Below are 22,565 nucleotides of genomic sequence, written 5' to 3'. Positions count from 1 at the left end.
CCAGGGCCTTGTAATTGGAGAACAGCATGATGAACGCCATCAAGAACTTCTGGAAGGATGAAGAAGGCGCTACGGCGATCGAGTATGGGTTGATTGCGGGGTTGATTGCGGTACTGCTGGTGACATCGCTGACTGGCATTGGGGTTGAACTTGAGAAGAAATTCAAGGCAATTTGGGATGCTTTGAAGCCAGCAACACCTTAAGTTGCCAGGGACAGCCCGTGCGCTACACCTTGGTCCCCTTGTTGCTTTGGCTCATCACCATCGCAGTCGCAGACCTGCGCATCCGCAAGGTACGCAACTGGATGGTGCTGCTGGGCCTGGGTACAGGCTTGGCGACGCTGTTCAGTGGCGGGCAACCGTTCCAGGTCGACGCCTGGAGCGGCCTGCTCGGCATGCTCGCAGCGGCCGCCGCGCTGCTGCCGTTCTATGCGCTGCGCTGGATGGGGGCCGGAGATGTCAAGTTTGCCGCCGTCATGGGACTGTGGTTCGGGCTCTCGCCCGGGCTGCTGCTCATCTGGCTCGGTGGCAGCCTGCTGGCAGGCCTGCATGGCATGGCGGTGCTGGCATGGCGCGGCTTTCAGCGCAGCCCCTATGGGCCCGTGCTGCAGGCCAACCTGCCCGCCCGCTGGGCCCATGTGCTGGCGATGCCCAGCGCACCCGCCAGCAACACCGTACAACGCAGCATTCCCTATGCAGGCTATATGGCACTGGCAGCCATCTGGCTGGTGCTGGCCCGGGGTGCGCCATGAACGGCACGCGGACACCGAACCGGATGTTTTGCCGTGGCACCGGGGCCTGCCCCGCAGCCAGCGCAAAGCGGCCGGAAACCACCGGATGCGAGGAACCGAATGCCATGGGCCGAGCATCTGACCACAAGAAAGACACGAGGGAAAACACGCCATGAACCTCACCAAGATTTTTGCCGGCCTCTTGTTGGTGCTGGCCGTGGGCCTGGGCCTGGGCGCCTGGATGCTAAGCCGCCAGCCGGCCCGCCCCGCTGCGCCCGCACAGGCAGTGGCATCCGACACCAACCAGCCCCCAGCTACCCTGCATGCCGTGGTGGTGGCCGCGAAGGCCCTCCCAGCCGGGCAACGCCTGGTGGCCGAAGACCTGAAGATCGCCCAACTACCTGCGCCCGTGCCCGGCAGCTTTGCCGCCACCAACACGGTACTGGGGCGCACCACCACCGTGGCGCTGGCGCAGGACGCGCCGCTGTTCGAGCAGCACCTCATCGCCGGCCTGGCGCTGCAGCTCGAAAGCGGCCAGCGCGCCGTGTCGGTCGCGGTGAAGGAGCCCATGGCCGCCGGCCACCATGTGCGGCCCGGCGACTTCGTGGACGTATTCTTCACGCTCGACGGCAAGAACGAGCAGACGACGGTGGACACCCAGACCCGCTTGCTGCTGGCCCGCAGCCGCGTGCTGGCCTACGGCGCGGCCAGTGTCGAGAACCCGCCGCCCACAGAAAGCCAGCGCCAGGCCCAGGAGCAGCAGGCCACCAACGGCGTGCGCCGCAGCGCCAACGACAACCAGGCCACCCGCAACGCCGCCAATACTGCCGTGCTGGCCGTGCCGCTGGCCGATGTAGAGCGCGTGACCCTGGCCGAGAAATACGGCCAGCTCACCCTGGCGCTGCGCAATCCGGACGACACCGCCGTGCCCGATCCGTCGCTCTTCGCCGCCCTGCCCACCGTGCTGCAGCCGGTGGCGGGTCGCCTCAAGAAGGGTGAGCAGCTGGAGGGCTCCGACCGCTCGTTCGCCGGCCTGCGCTTCAAGGATCTGGCCAGCGGCGCCGACGCCAAGAACGTACGCCGCCCCGCCCCCACCCTCTCCGCAGGCATGCCCACCGCTCCCCAGCCGCCCCAGCCACCGCGCCAGCGCACGGTAGAGGTGTACCAGGGTGCCACGGTGCAGACCGTGAGCTATTGAATACCAATGAAATAAGCCTCCAGCGCTTATATAACAAGCGCAATAAGCTATACATTCAATAGCAAATCAACCCATACTGCCTGCCGGAGTCCCGAGGGAGAGAGCATGACAACCATACGCATTTCGCCAACCACCCTGTTCGCCCTCGCTGGCGGCATGGCCCTGGTCTGCTGGGCGCTGCCCGGCATGGCCCAGCAGCAGCCCCTTGCCCAGGCAACGGCCGATGACGCCGGCACGGCCACCCGGCTGCAGCTCACCGTGGGCCGCCAGCAGTCGCTGCGGCCCGGCACGGCCATTGCGCGCATGGCCATCGGCGATCCTGCCGTGCTCGACGTCAAGCTGCTGGGCGACCTGCCGCCCACCTCCGGCGGCACGCAGCGCCCCGAGCTGCTGCTCACGCCCAAGGCCCCCGGCCAGACCACGCTGGCCATCTGGCCGCCCAAGGGCCCTGCGCAGCACTGGCTGGTGACCGTGAGCGGCCCGCGCCTGGTGCTGGAGCGGCGGCTGGCCTCGCTGCCCGAGCATGCGCGCGCCACGGCTGAGCTGGCCCTGCAAGCCCCCAAGGGCGCTGCGCTGCAAGACCGCTCGCAGGTCAACGTGCGCAGCAACACGGTGCAGGTGGACGTACAGGTGGTGGAGTTCAAGAAGTCCGCGATGCGCCAGGCCGGCATGCAGATGTTCAGCGGCGGCCCCAACGACCATGGCTTCCAGTTCGGCGTCTACACGCCCGGCAGCCTTGGCCACGTCAGCGGCAGCAATGGCAGCGGCAGTGGTTCGTCCGGCAATGGCAGCAGCGGCGGCGATGGTGGGGCCGTGTCGGCCATTGCCAGCGCCATGAACCTGGTCTTCAACTTTGGCCGTGCCTTCAGCGGCCGCGGCATTACTGCACAACTGGGCTTCCTGGAAGGCAATGGCCTGGCACGGGTGCTGGCCAAGCCCACGCTGGTGGCCCACACCGGCCAGACGGCGAGCTTTCTGGCCGGCGGCGAGATCCCGGTTCCCGTGCCCAGCGGCAATAGCAACAACATCTCCATCCAGTACAAGGAATTCGGCGTCAAGCTGCAGCTCACGCCCACGATCCTGTCCGACGAGCGCGTCGCGCTCAAGGTGGCGCCTGAGGCCAGCGACCTCGACCACAGCCAAGGCGTGACGATCAACGGCGTCTCCGTGCCCGCACTGCGCACGCGCCGCGCCGACACCATGGTCGAGCTGGGCGACGGCGAGAGCTTCATCATCGGCGGCCTGGTCAGCCGCAGCACGCTGTCCAGCGTCAACAAGGTTCCGTTGCTGGGCGACCTGCCCATCCTGGGTGCCTTCTTCAAGAACCTGAACTACTCGCAGGAAGAGACCGAGCTGGTCATCATCGTCACGCCGCACCTGGTGCAACCGCTGCCGCCGGGCACCAATCTCGAGGCCCTGCTGCCGGGCGGGCGCCAGGAACGGCCCAATGCCGACCAGGTCTGGGCGCCCTACATCGTCGGCGCGCCCTATGCCAACTCCGCCGTCCCCGGCTTCTCGTACTGACGCCATGAGCATCAATCCCCTTGCATCGCAGCCGGCGGGTGAGCTGTCCACAGCGCCCTCGCTCGAAGAACTGCTCTCGGTCCGCCCGCAGGAGCATGCGGCTCACCCCGCCAACAACGGGCACGTGCAGCCACCGCTGCATCCGGCCAAGCCGCCGGTGATGGCGAGTACGGCATCCGCCCGGGCGAATCTGCTGCTCATCTCCACCCGCGGGCCAGCCAATGCACTGCTGCAGGCGTGGATGGAGCGTGTGCTGGATGGACAGCGGCCCCATATGACCCATGACCTGGACCAGGCGGCCGACCAGGTGCGGTTGCTGCAGCCCCAGGCCATCCTGATCGAATTCGACCCGGATGCCCTGGACAACGCGGGGGCGCTGGCCACGCAGTTGCAAGCGCTGTACCCCGGTATTCCGCGCATGGCCGTAAGCCGCGCCCTGTATCCGCAATGCATGCTGGCCGCGCTGCGCGCAGGCGTGCAGGATTTTCTCGACATCGACGGTCCCATCGATGCGTCGCAGCAGATCGTGCGCGATCTGCTGGCACGGCCACTGCAACTCCCGCAGACGCAGGCACAGCCCGCGCCGCAGACTGCCATCATCTCGGCCCGCGCAGGCCTGGGCTGCAGCGTGCTGGCCGCGCACCTGGCCTGGTACCTGCAGCAACGCCTTGCACCACAGCCTGCGCCCGCAGCAAACACCGCCGACGACGAAAGCCTGGCCAGCCTGCTGATCGAGCTGGGCAGCCCTGGCGGTGACTGCGCGATCTACCTGAACATGCCGGGCGAGTTCAGCTTTGCCGATGCCGTCCACCAGCAGCGCCGGCTGGACCGCCGCATGGCCCAGAGTGCGCTGGCCCGCCACGAAAGCGGCCTGCGCCTGCTGCCCCAGCCCCGCCACACGCAGCCGCCGGCCTCTGGTGATGTGCATGCGCTGCTGATGCGGCTGGGCCAGTATTTCAGCCATATCGTGCTCGACCTGGGTGCGGACACGCCCCAGCCACTGATGGCGGACCTGCTGCCCTCGGCCAGCGAAATCTGGGTGCTGTGCGACCAGAACGTGGTCAGCGTGGTCTGGACCATGGAACTGCTGCGCCAGATCGACGCCCTAGGGATTGCCCGTGAGCGGCTGCGCCTGATCGTCAACCGCCACGACAGCCGCCTCGCGCTGGATGCCCAGCAGATCGCCCGCCAGTTGCAGCTGCAGCTGCTGGCCACCTTGCCCGAGCGGCGGCGCGAGCTGGCCGACGCCGTCAACCACGGCAAGCTGCTGGCGCCCCGGCAAAAGCGCGACCCCTATGTGCAAGCCATAGAGAAGCTGGTCGCCGTCCTGCTGGCCGACCACCATCCGGCAGCCGCACAGCACACCATTTCGTCCAGCGGCCCACTCTCCGGCCTGCTGCAACGCATCCGCAAACACTGAGCGCACCATGACGACCACGGCTTACTCTTCCCCCGCGCAGGCCCACGCCGCCGAGTTCGAGCACAGCGCCTTGTTTGCCGACCTCAAGAACAGCGCCTATGAGCATCTGCTCAGCCGCATCGAAGAACTGGGTGCCGAATTCGGCCGCTGGTCCCAGGCTGCGATCGCGCAGTTCGTGATGCTGGAGCTGGACAGCTACATCCGCCTGCACGCCGTGCCGGTGAACGAGCAGGAAGCGCAGCAGGTTGCAGGCGCCCTGACACGCGAGCTGACCGGCCTGGGCCCGCTGCAGCCTTTGCTCGAAGACCCCCGTGTCGAAGACATCCTGATCAACGGCAGCCAGGAGCTTTACGTCTCGCGCGGCGGCATATTGCAGCGCGAAACCTCGCACTTCAAGGACGACGAGCATGTGCTGCGCATCGTGCGCCGCATCCTGGCGCCGCTGGGCCGGCGGCTGGACGAGTCCAGCCCGATGGTCGATGCGCGCCTGCCTGACGGCGGCCGCATCAACGTCATCATCGCGCCGCTGTCCATCGACGGGCCATCCGTATCCATCCGCAAATTCCGCAAGGACCCGCTCACCCCGCAGGAACTGGTCAGGCTGGGCACCTTCAACGAGGACATCTGCCGCATCCTGGAGATGGCAGTACAGGCCCGCTGCAACATCCTGGTCAGCGGCGGCACCAGCTCGGGCAAGACCTCGCTGCTCAACGCGCTGGCCAGCTTCATCCCTAGCAGCGAACGCATCGTCACCATCGAAGACACGGCCGAGCTGTCGCTCAACCACACCCACGTGGTACGGTTGGAAAGCCGCCCGGGCGGCTTCGATGGCAGCGGGCTGGTAAGCATCCGCGACCTGCTGGTCAACAGCCTGCGCATGCGCCCGGACCGCATCATCGTTGGCGAAGTGCGCAGCGGCGAGGTGCTGGAATTGCTGCAAGCCATGAACACTGGCCACGACGGCTCCATGGGCACGATCCACGCCAGTTCGCCGCGCGAGTGCCTGTACCGTGCCGAGATGCTGGCCGGGTTTGCGGGCTTCCAGGGCAGCGAAGTCAGCCTGCGCCGCCAGATCGCCAATGCAGTGGACTTCATCGTGCAGATCGGCCGACTGTCCAATGGCCGCCGCCGCCTGCTGTCGCTGACCGAGGTGACGGGCATGACGGACAACATGATCTCCATGCAGGAGCTGTACCGCTACGAGCCCCAGATCGGCCCCGACGGCCAGGAGATCGACCAATGGGTGTCGATGGGCATTTCGCCCCACTCGCCCAAGCTGCTGAGCTGGTGGCGCTCGCGTCAGGGCGGACAGGGAGGCGCGCGGTGACCACGGCCCTGTCCCCCGCCGCGCTCGCCTTGGGCGCACTCGCCTGCATGCTGCTGGCGCTGGGGCTGTGGCTGCTCGCGCGCGCCAACCGGCAAAAAGCAGAAAAGGTCATCCACGCCAGCCTGCAGCGCGGCCTGGACATCCAGCGCGACCTGCAGGCGGGTGGACAGTCGTTCACCATGCCCGGTACCGCGCCACTGATGCCGCAGGCCATGGCGCAGCAGCCGGCGGCCCACCCCGTGCAGGTCTGGCTCGACAACTATCTGGGCTACGGCGCCTGGGGCATTTCGCCGCGTGTGCAGGCGGTGATGTGCGTGACAGGCCTGGCGCTGGCATTGCTTGGCGCACTGCGCGGCGGCTGGCTCATGGGCCTGGCCTTGCTGGTGGTGTACCTGCTGCTGTGCGCCTTTGCCATCTGGCTGCGGCTGGGCAAGCGCCGCGAGAAGATGCTGGCGCAGCTGCCCGGCTTCCTGGACAACATGGTGCGGCTGATTTCCATCGGCAACTCGCCGCACGCGGCTTTCCAGCTGGCCTTTCCCAACGTGCCCGACCCGCTGGGCGAGGCGCTGCGCCAGGCGGCCGGATCGCTGCAGGTGTCATCCGACCTGGGCCAGGCCATGGCCCAGCTCGAACGCACCTGGGGCATGAAGGAGTTCGGCTTGCTGGCGGCCGTCTTCCGCATGAGCACCCGCTATGGTGGCCGCGCCGACCTGGTGCTCGAGCGCGTGTCGGCCTACCTGCGCGACCGCCAATCGGCCGAGCGCGAGCTGCATGCGCTGTCCACCGAGGTGCGCCTGTCCGCGTGGATCCTGGCGCTGCTGCCCATCGTGGTGGGGTCGTTGATCGTCTTCCTCAACGAAGGCTACCTCATGCGCATGTGGCACGACTCCACCGGCCGCATCCTGATGTTCGTGGCTGCCGGGCTGCAGGCCGCCGGCTCGTTCATGCTCTACCGCCTGGCGCGGCTCAAATGATGGAGGGCAACCCATGAGCAGAAAGCAGATCGCGCTGGTCGTCGCCCTGGTGCTGCTGGCGGTGCTGGGCATTGCGCTGCAGGTGCGCGATTCCACGCTGGAGTCCAGAGAGGCCTGGATGCTGAGCCTCGAAGTCGGTGCGCTGGGCCTCGTGATGCTGGTGAGCGCGCTGGCCTGGACCATCTACCGCTCGGTGCGCGCCGATGTTCGGCTCGAAGAGGTGCAGCAGACCTTGCAGGCCCCCTCTCGGGCCCAGCCGTTTCCCATGCCCGGCGCCAATCCGTTGGCCCCACCCACGGCCCGCCAGGCCGAGGCAGACTCAGCGCAGTCAGTGGCCGACAGCCTGCGCCCCCCGGCTTGGCTGGAGTCCGGCATTGTGCAGGCCCTGCTGCCCAACGAGGACCGCAAGCTGCTGGTACAGGCAGGCTTCAGTGTGGCGCGCGGCGGCCTGTACTTCGTTGCCAGCCGCGGGGTATTGGCTCTGGTGCTGCCCATGCTGGCTCTTGCGCTGTTGCAGCCCAAGGGCTCGATGGCGCTGGTCTATGGGTTCCTCGCCTTCGGCCTGGGCCTCATGCTGCCCAAGTGGGTGGTCAGTGCCAAAGCCAAGCGTCGCCGCGAGCAGGTGGTGGAAGAGCTGCCGCTGTTCGTCGACCTGTTGCGGCTGCTTCAGGGCGTGGGCCTGAGCATCGACCAGAGCATGCAGATCCTGGCCACGGAATTCGGCAGCGTGCTGCGCGTGATGAGCAACGAGCTGCATCTGGCCAACCGCCTCTACGCCTCGGGCCGCAGCCGCGAACAGTCGCTGCAACGCCTGTCGCAGCTGAGCGCAGACGACGACATGCATGCCGTGGTCAACCTGCTGGTACAGGTGGACCGGCATGGCGGCGCCGTGCAGGAGCCGCTACGCGAATTCAGCGTACGCCTGCGCGAAAAGCGCCAGGCCAGCTTCAAGGAAAAGATCGGCACCATCACCGTCAAGATGACCGGTGTGATGGTACTGACCCTTTTGCCGGCGTTGCTGTTCATCACCGCCGGGCCCGGCTTCATTGCCATCATTCGATCGCTAGCCTCCACAGGAGCACGCTGAGATGGTCTCATCGTTTCACATACGGACGGGATCACCCCCACACCATTCACGGAAGACAGCTGATATGAATGGATGGCTTGCGATCCTGACCACAGCCGCCCTGCTGCTCGCAGGCTGCACCGCACCACCGCAAGGCTATGGCGTGGGCGAGCAAAGCACCGCAGCCCTGGCACAGCAGCAGATGGAAAAAGCCGCACAGGCCAACCAGGTGGATCCGCAGCAGACCTACCTGCACCTGATCACGCAGATGCAGCAGGCCAACCAGTGGTATGCGTCTCTCGCTCACACCGACGCCTTTGAGCGCCAGTACGGCAGCAGCACGCAGATACGCCTGCTGCGCGCCGATGCGCTGCGCAACACCGGGCAAGCCCGCCCGGCCGAGCAGGCCTACCAGGCCTTGCTGGGCGACGCGGACAGCACCACCGTGGCCCGCGCCAGGCGCGGCCTGGGCCTGCTCTACGCCGGCCAGGGCCAGTACTCGCAGGCCATCGCACAACTGGAGCTGGCCCGCCAGCTCAATCCCATCGACGCCGATGTGCTCAGCGACCTGGCCTATGCCCACATGCTGGATGGCCACCTGGCCGCGGCCCAGATGCCCATACTGCAGGCCGGCCAGTTGGCCCCCGCCAATGCCCGCGTGCAGCTCAACCTGGCACTGTACTGGCTGGCCAACGGCGAAAGAACGCAGGCGGAGCAGCTCTTGCGGCGCCTGCGCCAACCCCAGGCCAAGAACGCGCCGGCCTTGATCGACGACAGCTCGGTGCAGTCCCTGCAGCCTCGGCTCGCAGCCATTCAACAGGCCGTGCACGCCCGCACGGGCTCGGCCGATGCCGCCATGGCAGTGGCGGCCCAGGCCAGTCCTTCCAGCCCCACCAGCCCGATGCGCACCATCGTCATCGGTAGCCCGCCGCTGCAGGCCAGCACCGAACTGCAAACCCAGGCTGAGCCGCCCGCCCGCGACGCGGATGGCAGTCAGCCCGCCAAACCCTAAGGAGCTCGCCATGCCATCCATCCTGAAAACATCGCTGGCGATCATCTGCCTGCAGGCCTTCGCATCGCACGCCCAGGATCCTAGCCGCGCCGTGGCCGCGGTGGAGGTGCCTCAGGCAGCCTCCGCACCAGCTAGCACCCAATGGCTGGAGCTGAACCCGGCCGACACCACCACCCGGGCGCAGTCAGCCGCCCTGGCCTCCGAGGCTTCGCCGCCACCGCCGGAGCAGCCCGACTGGCGTATCACCATCGGCCAATCGACCCAGGACCTGCTGTCCATGCAACGTGCATCGCAGGGCGTGCGCCTGCGCCCCATCGATGGCGAGCAGGCCAGCCGCAGCTACCAGCGCTACCTCAAGAGCTTCGAGACCGAGATCCCCGAGCAGTTCGACACGGGCTTGGGCGTCAAGAAGCGCTAGCGCCTCACCAGGAGCCATTCCATGCAAATGCCATACACCCTTTCCCCGACCTGGTACGGCCCGCGCGCGCGTCGCCAGCGAGGCGTGTATGCGCTGGAGTGGGCGATCATCTTTCCCGTCTTCTTCATCCTGCTCTACGCCATCATCTGCTATGGACTCACCTTTCTGGTGCGGGAGTCGATGCAGTACGCGGTGGAGGAAGGCGCACGGGCGGCGCTGAGGTATCCGAGCAGCGCCAACGGGTCCACACCTCCCACCTGGACACAGCGCCGCGATGAGGCTCGGAACGCGGTGGTCACTGCGCTGAACTGGCTGCCCAGCAGGCTAAAGCCCACTGCCGCCACTGTTGGCTTCACCCTTTGCTATCTCAACGACAACAGTTGCAACTCAACGAAGGCATTCGACCCTAGCCTCAGTTGCACAGCCAGTACACCTTGCCTTGTACTGGTTTCCTACAAGATCACCAACTACCCGAGCAGCGCGATTGCGCCAGCGATCAATCTGCCCGGCGTGCGCCTCCTGCTCCCGGACATCCTGGAAGCCAAAGCCAGCACGCTGGTGGACAGGAGGATGCTGTGATCGTCTTCCAGCATAAGCAGCGCGGCCTGGCTTCCATCGAATTTGCCCTTATCGGCCTGATCATGACCGTCATGTTGCTGGGCATTTTCGTGTACTGGCGCACCTTCCAGGCCCAGCAGTCGTTAACCCGAGCGGCTGGCGACGGCTCGCGGGCCATACTCGGCGTCATTGCCATAGGTACGCGTGATCCCTGCCATCCCAAACAGGCGGACGCCAATAGGGAGTTCATCCAGCAGCGCGCAGAACAGGCTGTCAGCACCAGTCTGAAGCAAAGTGCCATGCCTGGCACCGGGGCGCAGCAGCCAATCATCAAATCCTTTGACTGGAAGGCCGCCTGCCCCTCTGGCGGCGGCATCAGTACGGTCAGTTTCGAGTTGCGCTATGAACTCCCACCGCTGCTAGACACCATGCCAGTGATAGATGAGCCCAAGAAGCTTTTAGAAAAAAGCGTAGTGCGTTTTGCATCGATGCTGTGAAAAGGAGCACCTCCATGCCAACCCATCGATCTTCTCTTCGACGTCCGCTCCAACGTGGATCTGTACTGTTGCAATTTGTACTCTTGGGTGCGGTGCTCATAGCGATGCTGGGGGTTGTTCAGATCGGCTACATGTACTACGCCAAGCGAGACCTGCAGCGCATCGCCGATCTGGCGGCGCTGGAGACGGTGAATGCCATGACTTATGGTGACCCCAGCACCTGTACCGGCGCAGTAGGTGCCGTGGAGACAGGCAAAGCAAGCATCGCTGCACACGCAACGGAACTGAACCAGTTACTGAAGAACAGAATCACGGAGCCTGTGGTCTGTGGCCACTGGAATCCTGGCATTACCCCACGTTTCAACCCTAATTATGGCAGCGCCCCCACAGCAGCCAATGTTCTGAATGCAGCCCAGGTCACGTTGGAAGTGGAGGCCCTGCAGTTGCTGCCATTCACTGGTGCCCGTACCGTAGCCGCAACCGCTATGGCCGCCAAAGACAGCCAGTCTGTAGCGTCATTCCAGATAGGCTCGCAGTTATTGCGATTTGAAAATACCCGATTGTTGGGGCAAATTGGGAAAACCGTCGGCCTCGACATTAGCCGCCTAACCGTTCTTGATAAAAATGGCATCGCCAATGCCAAGATTACACCAGCAGGGTTGTTGCAATTCCTCGGCCTGCCAATCGGAGTCAACGATCTCGCCTTGCTGACTCCAGGTGATCTCGCGAATGTGAACGCCTCGCTGCTGAACCTGATTGATGCGGCAATCAATGCTGCTGGAGACAGCTTTCTCAATGCAGGGGTTGACGTAGGCGCCCTACAAGCATTGAGGGCCTATATAGCCTCATCGCCCATTGCAAACATCCTTGTACCTCTGGGTGGCCCTAACGGTATTTTGGCCACAGTTGCCGGAGGGCGCAATGGAACGATAGGTCCTGGCCTGGATGTGGCACTAGATATTGCTGACTTAGTACGCACACAAATGGTCGAAGCCCACACACGCCTGGTTATCGCCAATCAAAAATATGCCCTAGACCTGAAGCTGGAAATCCCGGGATTAACAGCAGCAAAGCTGACTGTGGTGGAGCCCCCTACTGTAGCAATTGGCCCTGCCGATGGCAAGACAAAGGCACGTAGCGCACAAGTGCGACTAAGCCTCGATATCAATACGAGTGGAAAGGGATCCCTACCAACCTTAACGGATGCTCTTGGCATCAAGTTGCACATCCCCATTCAAGTAGACCTAGTCCGCAGCACTGGGACATTGGAGGCGATTCAGTGCACAGCAACAGGCAACGCACGGATGGCCAACATTTCAGTTCGCTCAGCCATCGGAGATGTCTGTATCGGTCAGTTGGATGCGAATGGTATATGCCAAAAGACACGCTTGGTGGACGTGGATGTATTGAATCTCTTGGGAGGGGTAACGATCGACAGCAAAGTATCGACTTCGTTACTAGAAGGAGCCTCCTTCTCCTCTCCACCGAATATGCAAGCCTGCCCATTCAATCATGGCACTCTGGATGAGTGCCTAGTGAACATGCATGTGGGTGACCAGACCATGAGCGGTCCCAATGGGCTCCGTCTTGGGCAAACCGTTACCAATCTTTTGAAAGCAATACCTGCAGCAGTGGGAGACATATCGAATGCAAAGCCCAATGGTCTACTAGGTATCGTTCTTGGTCTCGTTCTTGCGCTTATTGGTGGATTGCAAGGACTTCTCAATATTGTTGTAGGCATCGTTTCCACTTTGCTTTCCCCTATTTTGGATGTGATTGGTGGCGTTCTGGACAGTCTGCTCACCTCGCTTGGCGTTGAGCTAGGCCGTGCAGAAGTGGAACTGCTTGGCATCCAGTGCGACACCGCCCAATTGGTCAATTAACGACATCCCTCTTAAATACATGACCCAAACACAAGGAACAACACAGTGAATTCAAGCGATTTGGTCATCTACGTATGGGAAGGCCAAGCCGATATTGCCGAGCGGGTGGAGCGCTGCATGGTCAACATGGATGTTGACGTGGTGCGCGCCGACGGCTTGAATATTTCCTCCCCCGAGCCGGGAGATGGCAACGCCATTGCCGTGGTCAGCGTGTCGGTGCTGGAAGGCGCGCGCTTCACGCGCCAGCGGATCGAGGGCTCGTTCGGCGGCATGCCGGTGCTGTGGGTCAGCTCGAGCCAGCGCGGAACGAATCCGGGCACCTATGCCGCCGAGTATTCGCACGTGCTGCCCTTCGACTTCACCGGGGCGGAGCTGCGCGCGATGCTGGTGCGCATCCTGCGGCGGCTGCAGAGCACGCGGCGCCAGGTGAACCGCTCGGACGACATCATTGCCGTGGCCGAATGCATGCAGCGCCTGCTGCACGACGTGGACACCTTTGCCGACTGCGAGCACAGCGTGCTGGTCTTTGGCGAGACCGGCACCGGCAAGGAGCGCATTGCCGAGCGCCTGCACGAGCGCAACACGCACTATGGCCAGGGCCCGTTCGTCGTGGTCAACTGCGGCGCCATCCCCGACGGCCTGTTCGAGTCGCTGTTCTTCGGCCATGCCAAGGGCTCGTTCACCGGCGCGGTCACCGCGCACAAGGGTTTCTTCGAGCAGGCCAACGGCGGCACGCTGTTCCTCGATGAAATCGCCGACCTGCCGCTGTACCAGCAGGTGAAGCTGCTGCGCGTGCTGGAAGAGCGCACGGTCACCCGGCTGGGCGCCTCGTCCCCGGTGCCGCTGGACTTCCGGCTGGTGGCGGCCACCAACAAGTCGCTGCGCGACCTGGTGCATGCGGGCAAGTTCCGCGCGGACCTGTTCTTCCGCCTGGCCGTGATCGAGCTGGAGATGCCCAGCCTGGAAGAGCGCGGCGAGGCCGACAAGCTGGCCATCTTCAACAGCATCCTGGGCAAGGTGGTGGGCCAGGAGCTGATGGAGGTGCTGGGAGAGCCGCCGTTCTTCATCCTCGACGCGGTGGCGCAGATGTACTTCCCCGGCAATGTGCGCGAGCTGCGCAACCTCACGGAACGCATCGGCGTGGCAGCCCGCCAGACGCAGGACTGGCAGGCCGGCGGTGCGATCGAGCGCATCCTGCGCCAGGCGCAGAGCCTGTCGGCATCGACCTTCCCCGTCGATGCCGCCGCCGGCGACCCGGTGGTGCTGGCCGATCGCAGCAACTGGAACATGGAGGAACGCAACCGCATCATCGCCGCGCTTGGCACCAATGGCTGGAAGCGGCAGAACACGGCACAGCAGCTGGGCATCAGCCGCAAGGTGCTGTGGGAGAAGATGCGCAAGTACCAGATCAGCGACGGCGAGCCCGAAGTGCCCGTTGCCGGGCAAGAGGCGACTGCCATCCCCGCCGGCAAGTAGTTCAAGCATTTTTGGCATCCAGCCCAATACCAACAAGCGCTACAAGCTATTAAATATATAGCAATCCACGGAGTTCCATCCGTTCGTCCTTCAGCCTATGCAAGCCAAACCCCTGATCGTTTTCGTCGGTGCCGTCTACCCCAGCCAGTACAGCCTGCTGTGCAGCCATCTGCGCGCCAGCGGCCTGGCCGACAGCTGGTTCATGACCACGCCGGGCCACAAGGCCAACCACGAGAAGGACTGCGACCATCTGCTGTCCTTCCAGCCCGACGGCAACATCGTCGCGCCGCAGAGCTACTACTACTCCGACAAGGTGGAGCGCTCGGCGCGCATCTGCCGCGGCGTGCTCAAGGCGCTGCAGGATTTCGAGAAGGCCCAGGGCCGGCGCATCGACCTGGTGGTGGCGCATTCGCTGTGGGGCGCGCCCAACTGGCTGTATGGCGAGCTGCAGGCGGCCGTCATCAGCTACATCGAGTTTCCGAGCTACCTCGCCCACGGCTGGGATGCGGCCTACCCGCCCGACGCGGCACAGCGCATGGGCGACCGCAATACCGAGATGCTGCACTTCCACCAGGTGCTGTGCAGCGACCTGACCATCGTGCCCAGCGCCTATGCGCGCTCGATGTTCCCGCCGCTGCTGCAGGAGCGCATCGCCGTGCAGTTCGAGGGCTTCGACATCCAGCCGCCGCTGCTCAGGAACGGCGACGCCACCGCGTCCGACCGGCCCTTCACCATCGCGTTCTCGGCGCGCGACCTCTCCAGCGCCAAGGGCTTCGAGACCTATGTGCGCCTGGTGGACCGCATGGTGCGCGAGGGCGACGGCGCGAACACGCGCTTCCTGGCCATCGGCGACGCCACCGCCGCAACCTATGGCTACGAGCAGCAGTGGGTGGAGCGCCGCTACGGCGGCCAGGTGAAGAGCTTCCGCGACCACCTGCTCCAGGTCTACCCGGCGGCGCAGGTGATCGAATTCCCGGGCCGCCTGCCCTACGATGAGTTCGGCAAGCTGCTGGCCGATGTCGATCTCTTCCTCTACCCGCTGCGCTACGGCGTGGCCAACTGGGGCCTGATGGAGATCCTGGCGCGCGGCGGCTGCGTGATCGGCTCCAACTGGGGCTTCATCCCCGAGCTGGTGCAGAACGACGTCAACGGCCTGCTGCTGCCCGACAACGACGACGCCTGGATCCACGCCATCCGCCTGCTGCGCGCCGACCCCGCACGGCGCGAGCGCTATTCGAAGGCCGCGGTCGAGACCGGCAAGCGCTACCACATCTCCAACGTCGCGCCGCGCTTCATGGGCCTGTTCCAGCGCGTGCTCACGCAGCGGCAGGCGCCGCTGGTCGCGGCCTAGGACTGCTCAGGGATGAAGCGGCCTGCGCGGCGGCAGGCCGATCCAGCTCATCCCTGGATGCATTCATCATTCGCCAGGTTCTCGATGATGGTGAGCAGCGAGCGCCGCACGACGGCGATGTCCTCATCCGCCAGCGACCGGACCGCCAGCGCATTGACCTCTTCGGCCAGGGGCACGAGCTTGGCCTTGAGGCGCTTGCCCATGGGGGTCAGAAACACGTAGATGCTCTTGCGGTTGTCGGGCCGCTGCTTGCGCACGACGTACCCCAGTTCCTCCATCGCCTTGAGGGCGATGGCCGTGGTGGGCGCCATCACGCCGGCCTCGGCGCTCAGCTCGGTCTGGGTGAGCCCGTCCCTCTCCCACAGGATGCGCAGGAAGGTCCAATGGCCCAGCTGTACATCGTGGCGGGCCAGGCGGCTCTGCAGCGACCGCAGGAAGGCCCGTGTCGCGTCCTTGACCAGGTGGGCCAGGCGGTCATCGGGTACGCCCTCGTGCCAGTGCTGCAGCATGCGACTCGATGCTTCCGCTGATTCTGCCCCTGCTTTCTTCACCAATTTCCATTCCCCAGTGCGTGCTATCGAACGCCTCGCCTGGCCTGCGTCCTGCAGCACACAGCGGCGGCCGGCTGCGTGGCGACGCGCCGACAGGCACCGGGAAGCGGGAGAAACATGAAGCGGCAGGCCCGGCCAAGCGGGCTTCAGCAATATAGCACCGCCATTCTCCGGTTCCAGGCGTTGGGCCACGCCGCGCGTCAGTCTAGCTCCACGTCCTTGTCCGAATCCGCGGATTCCAGCAGCGCCAGGCACACTTGGAGCGTGCAGCGCGCCCACGCGCCATCGTGCAGCGGTGCGGTTCCGTGCACCACGGCCTCGTACAACTCGTCGATGACCTCGAAGCGGGGCACCTCGGGCCGGCTCAGCGGACGTCGCTCTTTCACCAGATCGCCGTATACGTGGATGCTGTCGGGCAATGGCCGGATGTCGCCACGCTCGCACGACACCACGATGGGCCCGAAATGCTGGTGCCAGGCCGGCGGCGCGCACGCCTCCACGGCCACGTACCCTGCCCCGCCATAGGTGCCGGCAGCCTTCAGCCGCGCCTCCTCGTCCGAGGAACTCACCGTCGCCAGCTTGCGGCGGGCGCCGCCGTACGCTTCGGGCGGCTTGTCGGCCCCCATCTCGCCGATCCAGCCGCACCATTCGTCCGAATCGAAGTGCCCGTAACCGTTGTAGCTGACGCTCGCGAACGCCCCGTCCTCGAACCACAGCAAGGCCGAATAGGCACCCTGGGTGGGACGCCTGGGGTCCCAGTTCCCGGTCACCGCCCGCACCCGGATGACACGCGAGGCGGCCAGCAAGCGCACGATGTCGATCTGGTGGGCGGCCTGGCTGAACACCACGCCACCGCCCTCCTCGGTTCGCAGTTCCTCCGGCCTGCGGGGGCGATAGAGGAAGTCGGTGTAGTTGAGTGCGTGGATCATGCGCACCCGCCCGAGTTCGCCGCCCAGCACGAGCTCGCGCGCCCGCAGGTAGGGGGTGTCGAAGCTATGGCAATGGCCCACCACCAGGTGCACCCCGGCGTCCCGGCAGTGCCGGATCATCGAGTCGCAGTCGCCCAGCGACAGCGCCATGGGCTTTTCCACGAGCACGTGCTTGCCGTGCCGGGCCGCAATGCGCGCCTGCTCGGCATGGAACTGGTGCGGGCTGGCAATGTAGATCGCCTCCACCTCGGGGTTGGAGGCCAGCCCTTCGATGTCCTCATAGACAGGTGCATCGAAATCGGCGGCAAACCGGGCACGTGCCTCCGCGCGCGGATCACAGGCGGCCACCAGTTGCAGGCGATAGTCGCGCCGCAACGTAGGCAGCATGAGCGTGAACGCACGACCCAGGCCGGCGACACCGAGTCGAAGTTGGCGGGCCGGCTTCACAGGTCGATCACCAGCTTGGCAGACCTGGCCCGCGAAACGCAGATCATGATCTGGCTGTCCATCTCCTCGGGCAGCAGCACCATGTCGCGGTGGTCGGCCTCGCCACCCAGCAGCGCAGTGCGGCAAGTGCCGCAGGTGCCGCTCTCGCACGACGACGCGGCATTGCAGCCGTGCTCGTGGAGCACCGACAGGATCGACTTTCCGACCGGCACCTCGAACTCCCCGCCCGATCGCGCCAGCTTCACCGTGAACGGCTGGTCGTCCGGGCGCACTCCACCGCCCTCGTTGAAGCTCTCGAAATGCACATTGGCGGGCGACCAGTGGCCCGTCATGTCGCGCACCGCCTCCATCAGCGGGCGCGGGCCACAGCAATACACCTGGGCGGTATTGGGCTTCTCCAGCACCGGCCACAGATCGAACGCGCGTCCGGGCTGGCCCTGGCTGTGGTGGATACGCACCCGGCCCTTCAGCTCCGGGGCGCCGAGTTCGTCGAGGAAGGCGGTGCTCTCCTGCCAGCGCGTCAGGTAGATGAGCTTCCACGGTGCCGGCGGCAGTTCGCCGAACGAGCGGATCATGGACAGGATGGGCGTGATGCCGATGCCGCCGGCAATGAACAGGTAGCCCTTGGCGTTCTCGGCCAGCGGGAAGGCATTGGCGGGCAGCGACGTGGGCAACGTGTCCCCTTCGTGCAGCGCCTCGTGCATCGACCGCGATCCGCCCTGCCCTTCGGGATCGTGCTTGACGGCGATGACGTAGCGCTTGCGCTCGGCGGGGTCGTTGCAGAGCGAGTATTTCCGCAGCTGGCCATTCGGCGTCTGCACCTTGATGTGCGAGCCGGCGGTGAACGGCGGCAGATCGCTGCCGTCAGGCTGCACCAGCTCGAAGCTGCGGATACCCCGTGCCACATCGAGCACCTTGGCCACGCGCAGCGGCATCTGCGTGTCGGAATGGGTCTGGGTAGAGGAGATGGAGGCAATCGTCATGGCATGCCCCTATTCGGCCTTGAGCTGCGCGCGCGCGGCAGCGTTGGTCACCGCGGCCTTTTCGGCGCGCAGCGCCTGCGCGAGCTTCTCGGGTGAACCGCCCGCGGGATCAACACCGGCCGTGTGCAATTGCTCGATGACCTCAGGGATCTTCACGATCCTGTCGACCTCGGCGTTGATCCGGGTGACGACATCGCCCGGCGTGCCCTTCTTCGCCAGGACCGCAACGGTGAACGCGAAGTCGAAGCCCGGGATCTTTTCCGCCAGCGCGGGCATCTGCGGCGCCAGCGGGGAGCGCACCGGCGAATTGGTCGCCAGCAGCCGGGCCTGGCCCGACTTGACGAAGCCCATGAGCGAGGGCGGCGAAGCGAAGACCAGGTCGACCTGACCGCCGATCATCGCCGGGACCGAGTTGGCGCTGCCCTTGAACGGCACGTGCGTCATCGAGATGCCCAGGCTGGCATTCATCGCCTCGGCCGTCAGGTGGTGGATGCTGCCCGTGCCGGCAGAGCCATAGTTGATCGACCCCGGCTTGGCCTTGGCCAGCGCGATCAGTTCGTCCAGTGTGTTTGCCTTCACGTTCGCGTTGACGGCGAGGAACAGCGGCGCCTTGCCGACGAGGGAGACCGGCACGAAATCGCTGCCGGCGTCGTAGCTGACCTTCTTGCTGAGCAGCGGCGTGATCGACAGCATCGGCCCATCGGTCACCAGCAGCGTGTAGCCATCCGCCGGTGCCTGCAGGATGGCAGACGCGGCCACCGCGCCGCCTGCGCCGGGCCGGTTGTCGACATAGACCGCCTGCCCGAGCGCATCGCCCAGCGCCTTCGAAAGGATCCGGGCCACCGTGTCGGGAAGCCCTCCCGCAGAATAGGGAACGATCACCTTGATGGCGCGGTTCGGGTAGCCCTGGGCGTGCGCGGTAGACCCGGCAGCGAAGGGGGCGAGGCAGGCCAGGCCGAGGAGCCAGGCAGGTAGCTTGCGTTTCATGGGTTTGTCTCCGTTCTTGTTTTGCACCGGCTCAGATGCTGTAGTTTTCGTAGGTCGCCGGATGGAACAGCTCGCTGATGGGGACGAGCCTGGACGACAGGCCTTGCTCGTGGTGGCTCCGCACGAAGGTCTCCAGCGTCTTGCTGGCTGGCGCCACGCCGTAGGACCAGAAGTCCTCCCCCATTGCCTCGCGCGCTGCCTGCAACTGCTCCTCGACAAAGGGCAGCGTGACCTTGGTGGCCGACGTGTCCGAGAGCAACTCCAGCGCGGCGGCCTTGGACTGGGTGAAGGCCTTGACGAGTGCGGCAGGTAGCCAGGGGTGCTTGGCGGCGAGTTCCTTTCGGATGGCCGCCACATGCATGATCGGGAACACGCCCGTGCGCCGGTAGTAGTCCTTGGCCACCGCCGTCGGGTCATCGAACAGCCAGCCGATGTCCGGGTTCGCCAGCGCGGCCCTGCTCGGCGGGCGCGGCGCCATGAAACCATCGATCTCGCCGCGGTCGAGCATCTGCGAGATCGTCGCACCTTCGGGGGCCTGCTCGATCCGGATGTCGTCCGGTAGCTGCAGCTTGACCTTCTCGGGCCGGCCCGGGGTCTCGATACCGCCGCGCACCCAGGTCACGTCGGAGGGGCGGACGCCAAAATCGTCCTGCAGGATGGCGCGCGCCCAGACGTTGGCGGTGAGCTGGTACTCGGGCAGCCCGATCCGCTTGCCCTTCAGATCGGCAGGCGTTCGGATGCGGTCCTTGCGCACATAGATGGACGTATGCCGGAAAGCCCGCGACAGAAAGACCGGCAGTGCGATGTAGGGGCACTCGCCCCGCGAGTGCTTGACGAGGTAGCTGGAGAACGAAAGCTCGGTGATGTCGAAATCGACGCTGCGCATGGCCCGGAAGAACATCTCCTCGGGATTGAGCAGCATGTACACCGGATCGACGCCGTCGATCTGCACGCGGCCATCAAACAGGGCGCGGGTGCGGTCGTAGTCGCCCATGGCGATGGAGAGTTGGAGCTTGCTCATGGGGTCAGGCTTTCACGGAATAGGAGGGTTCGAACTCGGGACGGTCCTGTCCGTCCAGCCAGACATGGCGCGCCTCGTGCAGGCGCCAGTCGGTCGTCTTGGGAACAATGGCCTGGAAGGAGCAGACAGCCGGCGTGGCCGCCTCGGCGCCGGTGCCGATGGCAGCGGCACCCTGCTCGAAGGCCTGGACGGCTTCGAGCATCTGCTTGCGGAACTCCACGATGGCCAGGTCGCTGGCCCCCAGGCGGTCGTGGGAGCGGTCGGCAATGGCGCCCATGGTCAGCCACATCGCCACATCCTGGTTGGGGAAGCCGGTGATACCGGTGAAGTTACCCGCCTTCATCGCCTGGCGGTCCTGCCAGAACCGGTTCGCCTCCGTGCGCAGCGGGCGGTAGTCCTGGTCCAGGTCGACGCCCACCGTCTGGCGCAGGAACTTGCGCCAGGTCTCGGTCTCCGGCGTCTGCGACGGGTGCCCCCAGGCGATGAAGTAGAACGCCGTGTTCGTGTCGTCCATTGGCACGTTGATGTTGGCGACGTTGTAGAGGTTGTTTGGCGGGATCAGCGCCGTCGCCGGGGCCACGAAGACCGTCGAGCGCACATAGTCGTTCTCTGCCGCATTCGTGATCGGGCGGCGCAGCGCGGCATAGCGAAAGCCGTAGCCCGTGCGCTGGACCTGCATGCGCGGGGCCTTGTCGGTGGAGGGGCGCAGCCAGGTCTTGTCGGTGGCCTTGGCGCCGTCCACGCGCGCCGGCACCATGTCGGAGGAGTGGAGGCTGGAGCTGTGCGCCGAGTCGATGGCGCCCTCAAGGATCTGCGCCCAGTTGCAGGGCAGCAGCACCTTGGCGATGCTCACGCGCGTGTCCGCCGTCGGGGCCCAGGGCGGCGGCTGGAAGGGCTGCATCGTCTCCTTCGGCCCCAGGTAGGCCCACACCAGTCCGGCCCACTCCGTGGCCGGGTACGCGGTGTGCTTGACCTTGTCGGCCATACCGCTCGCCGCCGGCTCGGAGGCCATCTCCAGCACGTTGCCGTCGACGTCCATCTTCCAGCCGTGGTAGAGGCAGCGCAGCCCGCCCTCCTCGTTTCGGCCATACACCAGCGATGCGCCGCGGTGGGGGCAGTGCTCATCCATCACGCCGACCCGGCCTTCGCTGTCGCGGAAGACTACCAGGTCTTCGCCGAATGCCCGGGCCTTCACGGGGGTGCCGTCCGGCTCGCTCACTTCTTCCTGCAGGCAGATGGGCGTCCAGTGGCGGCGCATCAGGCGTCCCATCGGTGCGTCGCCTTCGACGCGGCAAAGCAGCTCGTTTTCTTCGTGGGTCATCGTGGTGTTCTCTGTAAGGGTTGATTCCAGGGAATGGGACTAGCCGGCCAAGGCGGCCGCGGGTTGGCGGCTCCTGCGCAGCACCAGCGGCTTCGCGCCATGCTGCAGCTTGCAAAGCCAATGGGACAGCGCCGAATCGAGATGCTGGACATGGGCCGGGAACCAGGCGGCCAGCTCGCCCGCCAGCCGCCGCGCGACATCGACTTCGCCGTGCTCCAGGCGCTTGCGCACGCCCCTGAGCGAGGCCAGCACCGCCTCGTGCTCCCGGATGTGGCAGTCGCGCGGCGGAAAGCCCGTCGCCAGCATCAACTCGTTCTCGGCCGCGAAGTGCGCCGCCGCGTGCCGGAGCACTGCCTCCAGCGCCGGCACCATGTCGGGCACACCGGCGCGCTGCATGCGATCGATCAATTCGGCCAGGCGTCCGTGCTCCTCGTCGATCGCCGCATGCCCGAGCAGCAGCGAATCCGACCAGACCGGTGCCAGCGATTCGGTGAATGTCTTTATGGGATAGGCAGTCATTGTCAAGCAGTCATTTTTATTAGTCACCTAATAATTTTAGTGATGCGAATCCCTCCCTGCAATGCCTTTTCCTGGGGGATTTCCCTAAAATAGTTTGTCGGCTAATTATTTAAGAGCACTGAATCGGAGGTGCGCACCCGCGTGCGCCTGGGCATACACGAACGTGGTCCCGACAGATCGGGGCCAGCTTCTTGCGGCCTCCGCAGACTGGCCGCAAGTGCCAAGAACGGACTTCGCACGGGGTAATGGAGTGGTGAGGGATTGCCCCGCCTGCGCAGGGCGAGAGTCAGGTGCCGCGCCGTGTCGGCGGCCAAATGCAGAGGGGCAGATCATCGGATGCGTCATGCCGGTTGACGCAGGCATGAGCGTGGCG

General features: G+C 65.4%; 22 protein-coding genes. 15 read left to right on the top strand and 7 right to left on the bottom strand.

Going from position 1 to position 22,565, the window contains the following annotated elements; all coding sequences use genetic code 11:
* The first annotated feature begins 26 nt into the window (after positions 1–26).
* From ACYVKR_RS04290 to ACYVKR_RS04220, 15 genes are all read left to right on the top strand, one after another.
* Positions 27–203 (top strand): Flp family type IVb pilin, encoded by a 177-nt coding sequence (locus tag ACYVKR_RS04290; protein ID WP_460479558.1) that lies wholly within the window; start codon positions 27–29, stop codon positions 201–203.
* A gap of 17 nt (positions 204–220) precedes the next feature.
* Positions 221–751 (top strand): A24 family peptidase, encoded by a 531-nt coding sequence (locus ACYVKR_RS04285; RefSeq protein WP_460479557.1) that lies wholly within the window; start codon positions 221–223, stop codon positions 749–751.
* Positions 752–902: 151 nt separating this feature from the next.
* A complete protein-coding gene (gene cpaB, locus ACYVKR_RS04280) occupies positions 903–1,928 on the top strand; it encodes a Flp pilus assembly protein CpaB (protein WP_460479556.1) in 1,026 nt (341 codons plus the stop codon).
* A gap of 105 nt (positions 1,929–2,033) precedes the next feature.
* Positions 2,034–3,452 (top strand): type II and III secretion system protein family protein, encoded by a 1,419-nt coding sequence (locus tag ACYVKR_RS04275; protein WP_460479555.1) that lies wholly within the window; start codon positions 2,034–2,036, stop codon positions 3,450–3,452.
* A 4-nt stretch (positions 3,453–3,456) separates the two neighbouring features.
* Positions 3,457–4,872, top strand: coding sequence for an AAA family ATPase (locus ACYVKR_RS04270; protein WP_460479554.1), 1,416 nt, complete (start codon positions 3,457–3,459; stop codon positions 4,870–4,872).
* 7 nt (positions 4,873–4,879) lie between these two features.
* Positions 4,880–6,199, top strand: a complete 1,320-nt coding sequence (locus ACYVKR_RS04265) for a CpaF family protein (RefSeq protein ID WP_460479553.1) — start codon at positions 4,880–4,882, stop codon at positions 6,197–6,199.
* The gene (locus ACYVKR_RS04260) at positions 6,196–7,173 is read left to right on the top strand and encodes a type II secretion system F family protein (protein WP_460479552.1); all 978 of its coding nucleotides are present in this window, start codon (positions 6,196–6,198) and stop codon (positions 7,171–7,173) included. Before ACYVKR_RS04265 ends, ACYVKR_RS04260 begins: the two co-directional genes overlap by 4 nt.
* A gap of 13 nt (positions 7,174–7,186) precedes the next feature.
* Positions 7,187–8,260 carry a type II secretion system F family protein gene (locus ACYVKR_RS04255; protein ID WP_460479551.1) on the top strand — a complete coding sequence of 358 codons (1,074 nt, stop codon included), beginning with the start codon at positions 7,187–7,189 and terminating at the stop codon, positions 8,258–8,260.
* Between the two features lie 64 nt (positions 8,261–8,324).
* On the top strand, positions 8,325–9,251 hold the full coding sequence (locus tag ACYVKR_RS04250) for a tetratricopeptide repeat protein (protein ID WP_460479550.1): 927 nt from the start codon (positions 8,325–8,327) through the stop codon (positions 9,249–9,251).
* Positions 9,252–9,261: 10 nt separating this feature from the next.
* Positions 9,262–9,669, top strand: coding sequence for a DUF3613 domain-containing protein (locus tag ACYVKR_RS04245; RefSeq protein ID WP_460479549.1), 408 nt, complete (start codon positions 9,262–9,264; stop codon positions 9,667–9,669).
* Positions 9,670–9,690: 21 nt separating this feature from the next.
* Positions 9,691–10,248, top strand: a complete 558-nt coding sequence (locus ACYVKR_RS04240; protein ID WP_460479548.1) for a TadE/TadG family type IV pilus assembly protein — start codon at positions 9,691–9,693, stop codon at positions 10,246–10,248.
* Positions 10,245–10,724 (top strand): TadE/TadG family type IV pilus assembly protein, encoded by a 480-nt coding sequence (locus tag ACYVKR_RS04235; RefSeq protein ID WP_460479547.1) that lies wholly within the window; start codon positions 10,245–10,247, stop codon positions 10,722–10,724. Before ACYVKR_RS04240 ends, ACYVKR_RS04235 begins: the two co-directional genes overlap by 4 nt.
* A 68-nt stretch (positions 10,725–10,792) precedes the next feature.
* Positions 10,793–12,607, top strand: a complete 1,815-nt coding sequence (locus ACYVKR_RS04230) for a pilus assembly protein TadG-related protein (RefSeq protein ID WP_460479546.1) — start codon at positions 10,793–10,795, stop codon at positions 12,605–12,607.
* A gap of 45 nt (positions 12,608–12,652) precedes the next feature.
* Positions 12,653–14,083 (top strand): transcriptional regulator, encoded by a 1,431-nt coding sequence (locus ACYVKR_RS04225; protein ID WP_460479545.1) that lies wholly within the window; start codon positions 12,653–12,655, stop codon positions 14,081–14,083.
* Positions 14,084–14,180: 97 nt separating this feature from the next.
* Positions 14,181–15,434, top strand: a complete 1,254-nt coding sequence (locus tag ACYVKR_RS04220; RefSeq protein ID WP_460479544.1) for a glycosyltransferase family protein — start codon at positions 14,181–14,183, stop codon at positions 15,432–15,434.
* Between the two features lie 47 nt (positions 15,435–15,481).
* On the opposite strand, the gene ACYVKR_RS04215 is transcribed toward ACYVKR_RS04220, so the two are convergent.
* The 7 genes from ACYVKR_RS04215 to ACYVKR_RS04185 all read right to left on the bottom strand — a co-directional run bounded on the left by ACYVKR_RS04215 (position 15,482) and on the right by ACYVKR_RS04185 (position 22,192).
* Positions 15,482–15,943, bottom strand: coding sequence for a MarR family winged helix-turn-helix transcriptional regulator (locus tag ACYVKR_RS04215; protein WP_460479543.1), 462 nt, complete (start codon positions 15,941–15,943; stop codon positions 15,482–15,484).
* Between the two features lie 242 nt (positions 15,944–16,185).
* A complete protein-coding gene (locus tag ACYVKR_RS04210) occupies positions 16,186–17,361 on the bottom strand; it encodes a Gfo/Idh/MocA family protein (RefSeq protein ID WP_460479542.1) in 1,176 nt (391 codons plus the stop codon).
* Positions 17,358–18,344, bottom strand: coding sequence for a PDR/VanB family oxidoreductase (locus ACYVKR_RS04205; protein ID WP_460479541.1), 987 nt, complete (start codon positions 18,342–18,344; stop codon positions 17,358–17,360). The genes ACYVKR_RS04210 and ACYVKR_RS04205 overlap by 4 nt, the downstream gene beginning before the upstream one ends.
* Positions 18,345–18,353: 9 nt before the next feature.
* Positions 18,354–19,331 (bottom strand): Bug family tripartite tricarboxylate transporter substrate binding protein, encoded by a 978-nt coding sequence (locus ACYVKR_RS04200; protein ID WP_460479540.1) that lies wholly within the window; start codon positions 19,329–19,331, stop codon positions 18,354–18,356.
* Positions 19,332–19,362: 31 nt separating this feature from the next.
* On the bottom strand, positions 19,363–20,352 hold the full coding sequence (locus ACYVKR_RS04195; RefSeq protein ID WP_460479539.1) for a substrate-binding domain-containing protein: 990 nt from the start codon (positions 20,350–20,352) through the stop codon (positions 19,363–19,365).
* Between the two features lie 4 nt (positions 20,353–20,356).
* The gene (locus tag ACYVKR_RS04190) at positions 20,357–21,673 is read right to left on the bottom strand and encodes a Rieske 2Fe-2S domain-containing protein (protein WP_460479538.1); all 1,317 of its coding nucleotides are present in this window, start codon (positions 21,671–21,673) and stop codon (positions 20,357–20,359) included.
* A 39-nt stretch (positions 21,674–21,712) separates the two neighbouring features.
* Entirely contained in the window at positions 21,713–22,192 is a 480-nt protein-coding gene (locus ACYVKR_RS04185) for a bacteriohemerythrin (protein WP_460479537.1), read from the bottom strand.
* Positions 22,193–22,565: the final 373 nt, after the last annotated feature.

This window comes from Comamonas humi, assembly GCF_054782535.1.
The sequence above is the reverse complement of the archived record's forward strand: the minus strand, read 5'-3'. Positions and strand labels throughout refer to the sequence as shown.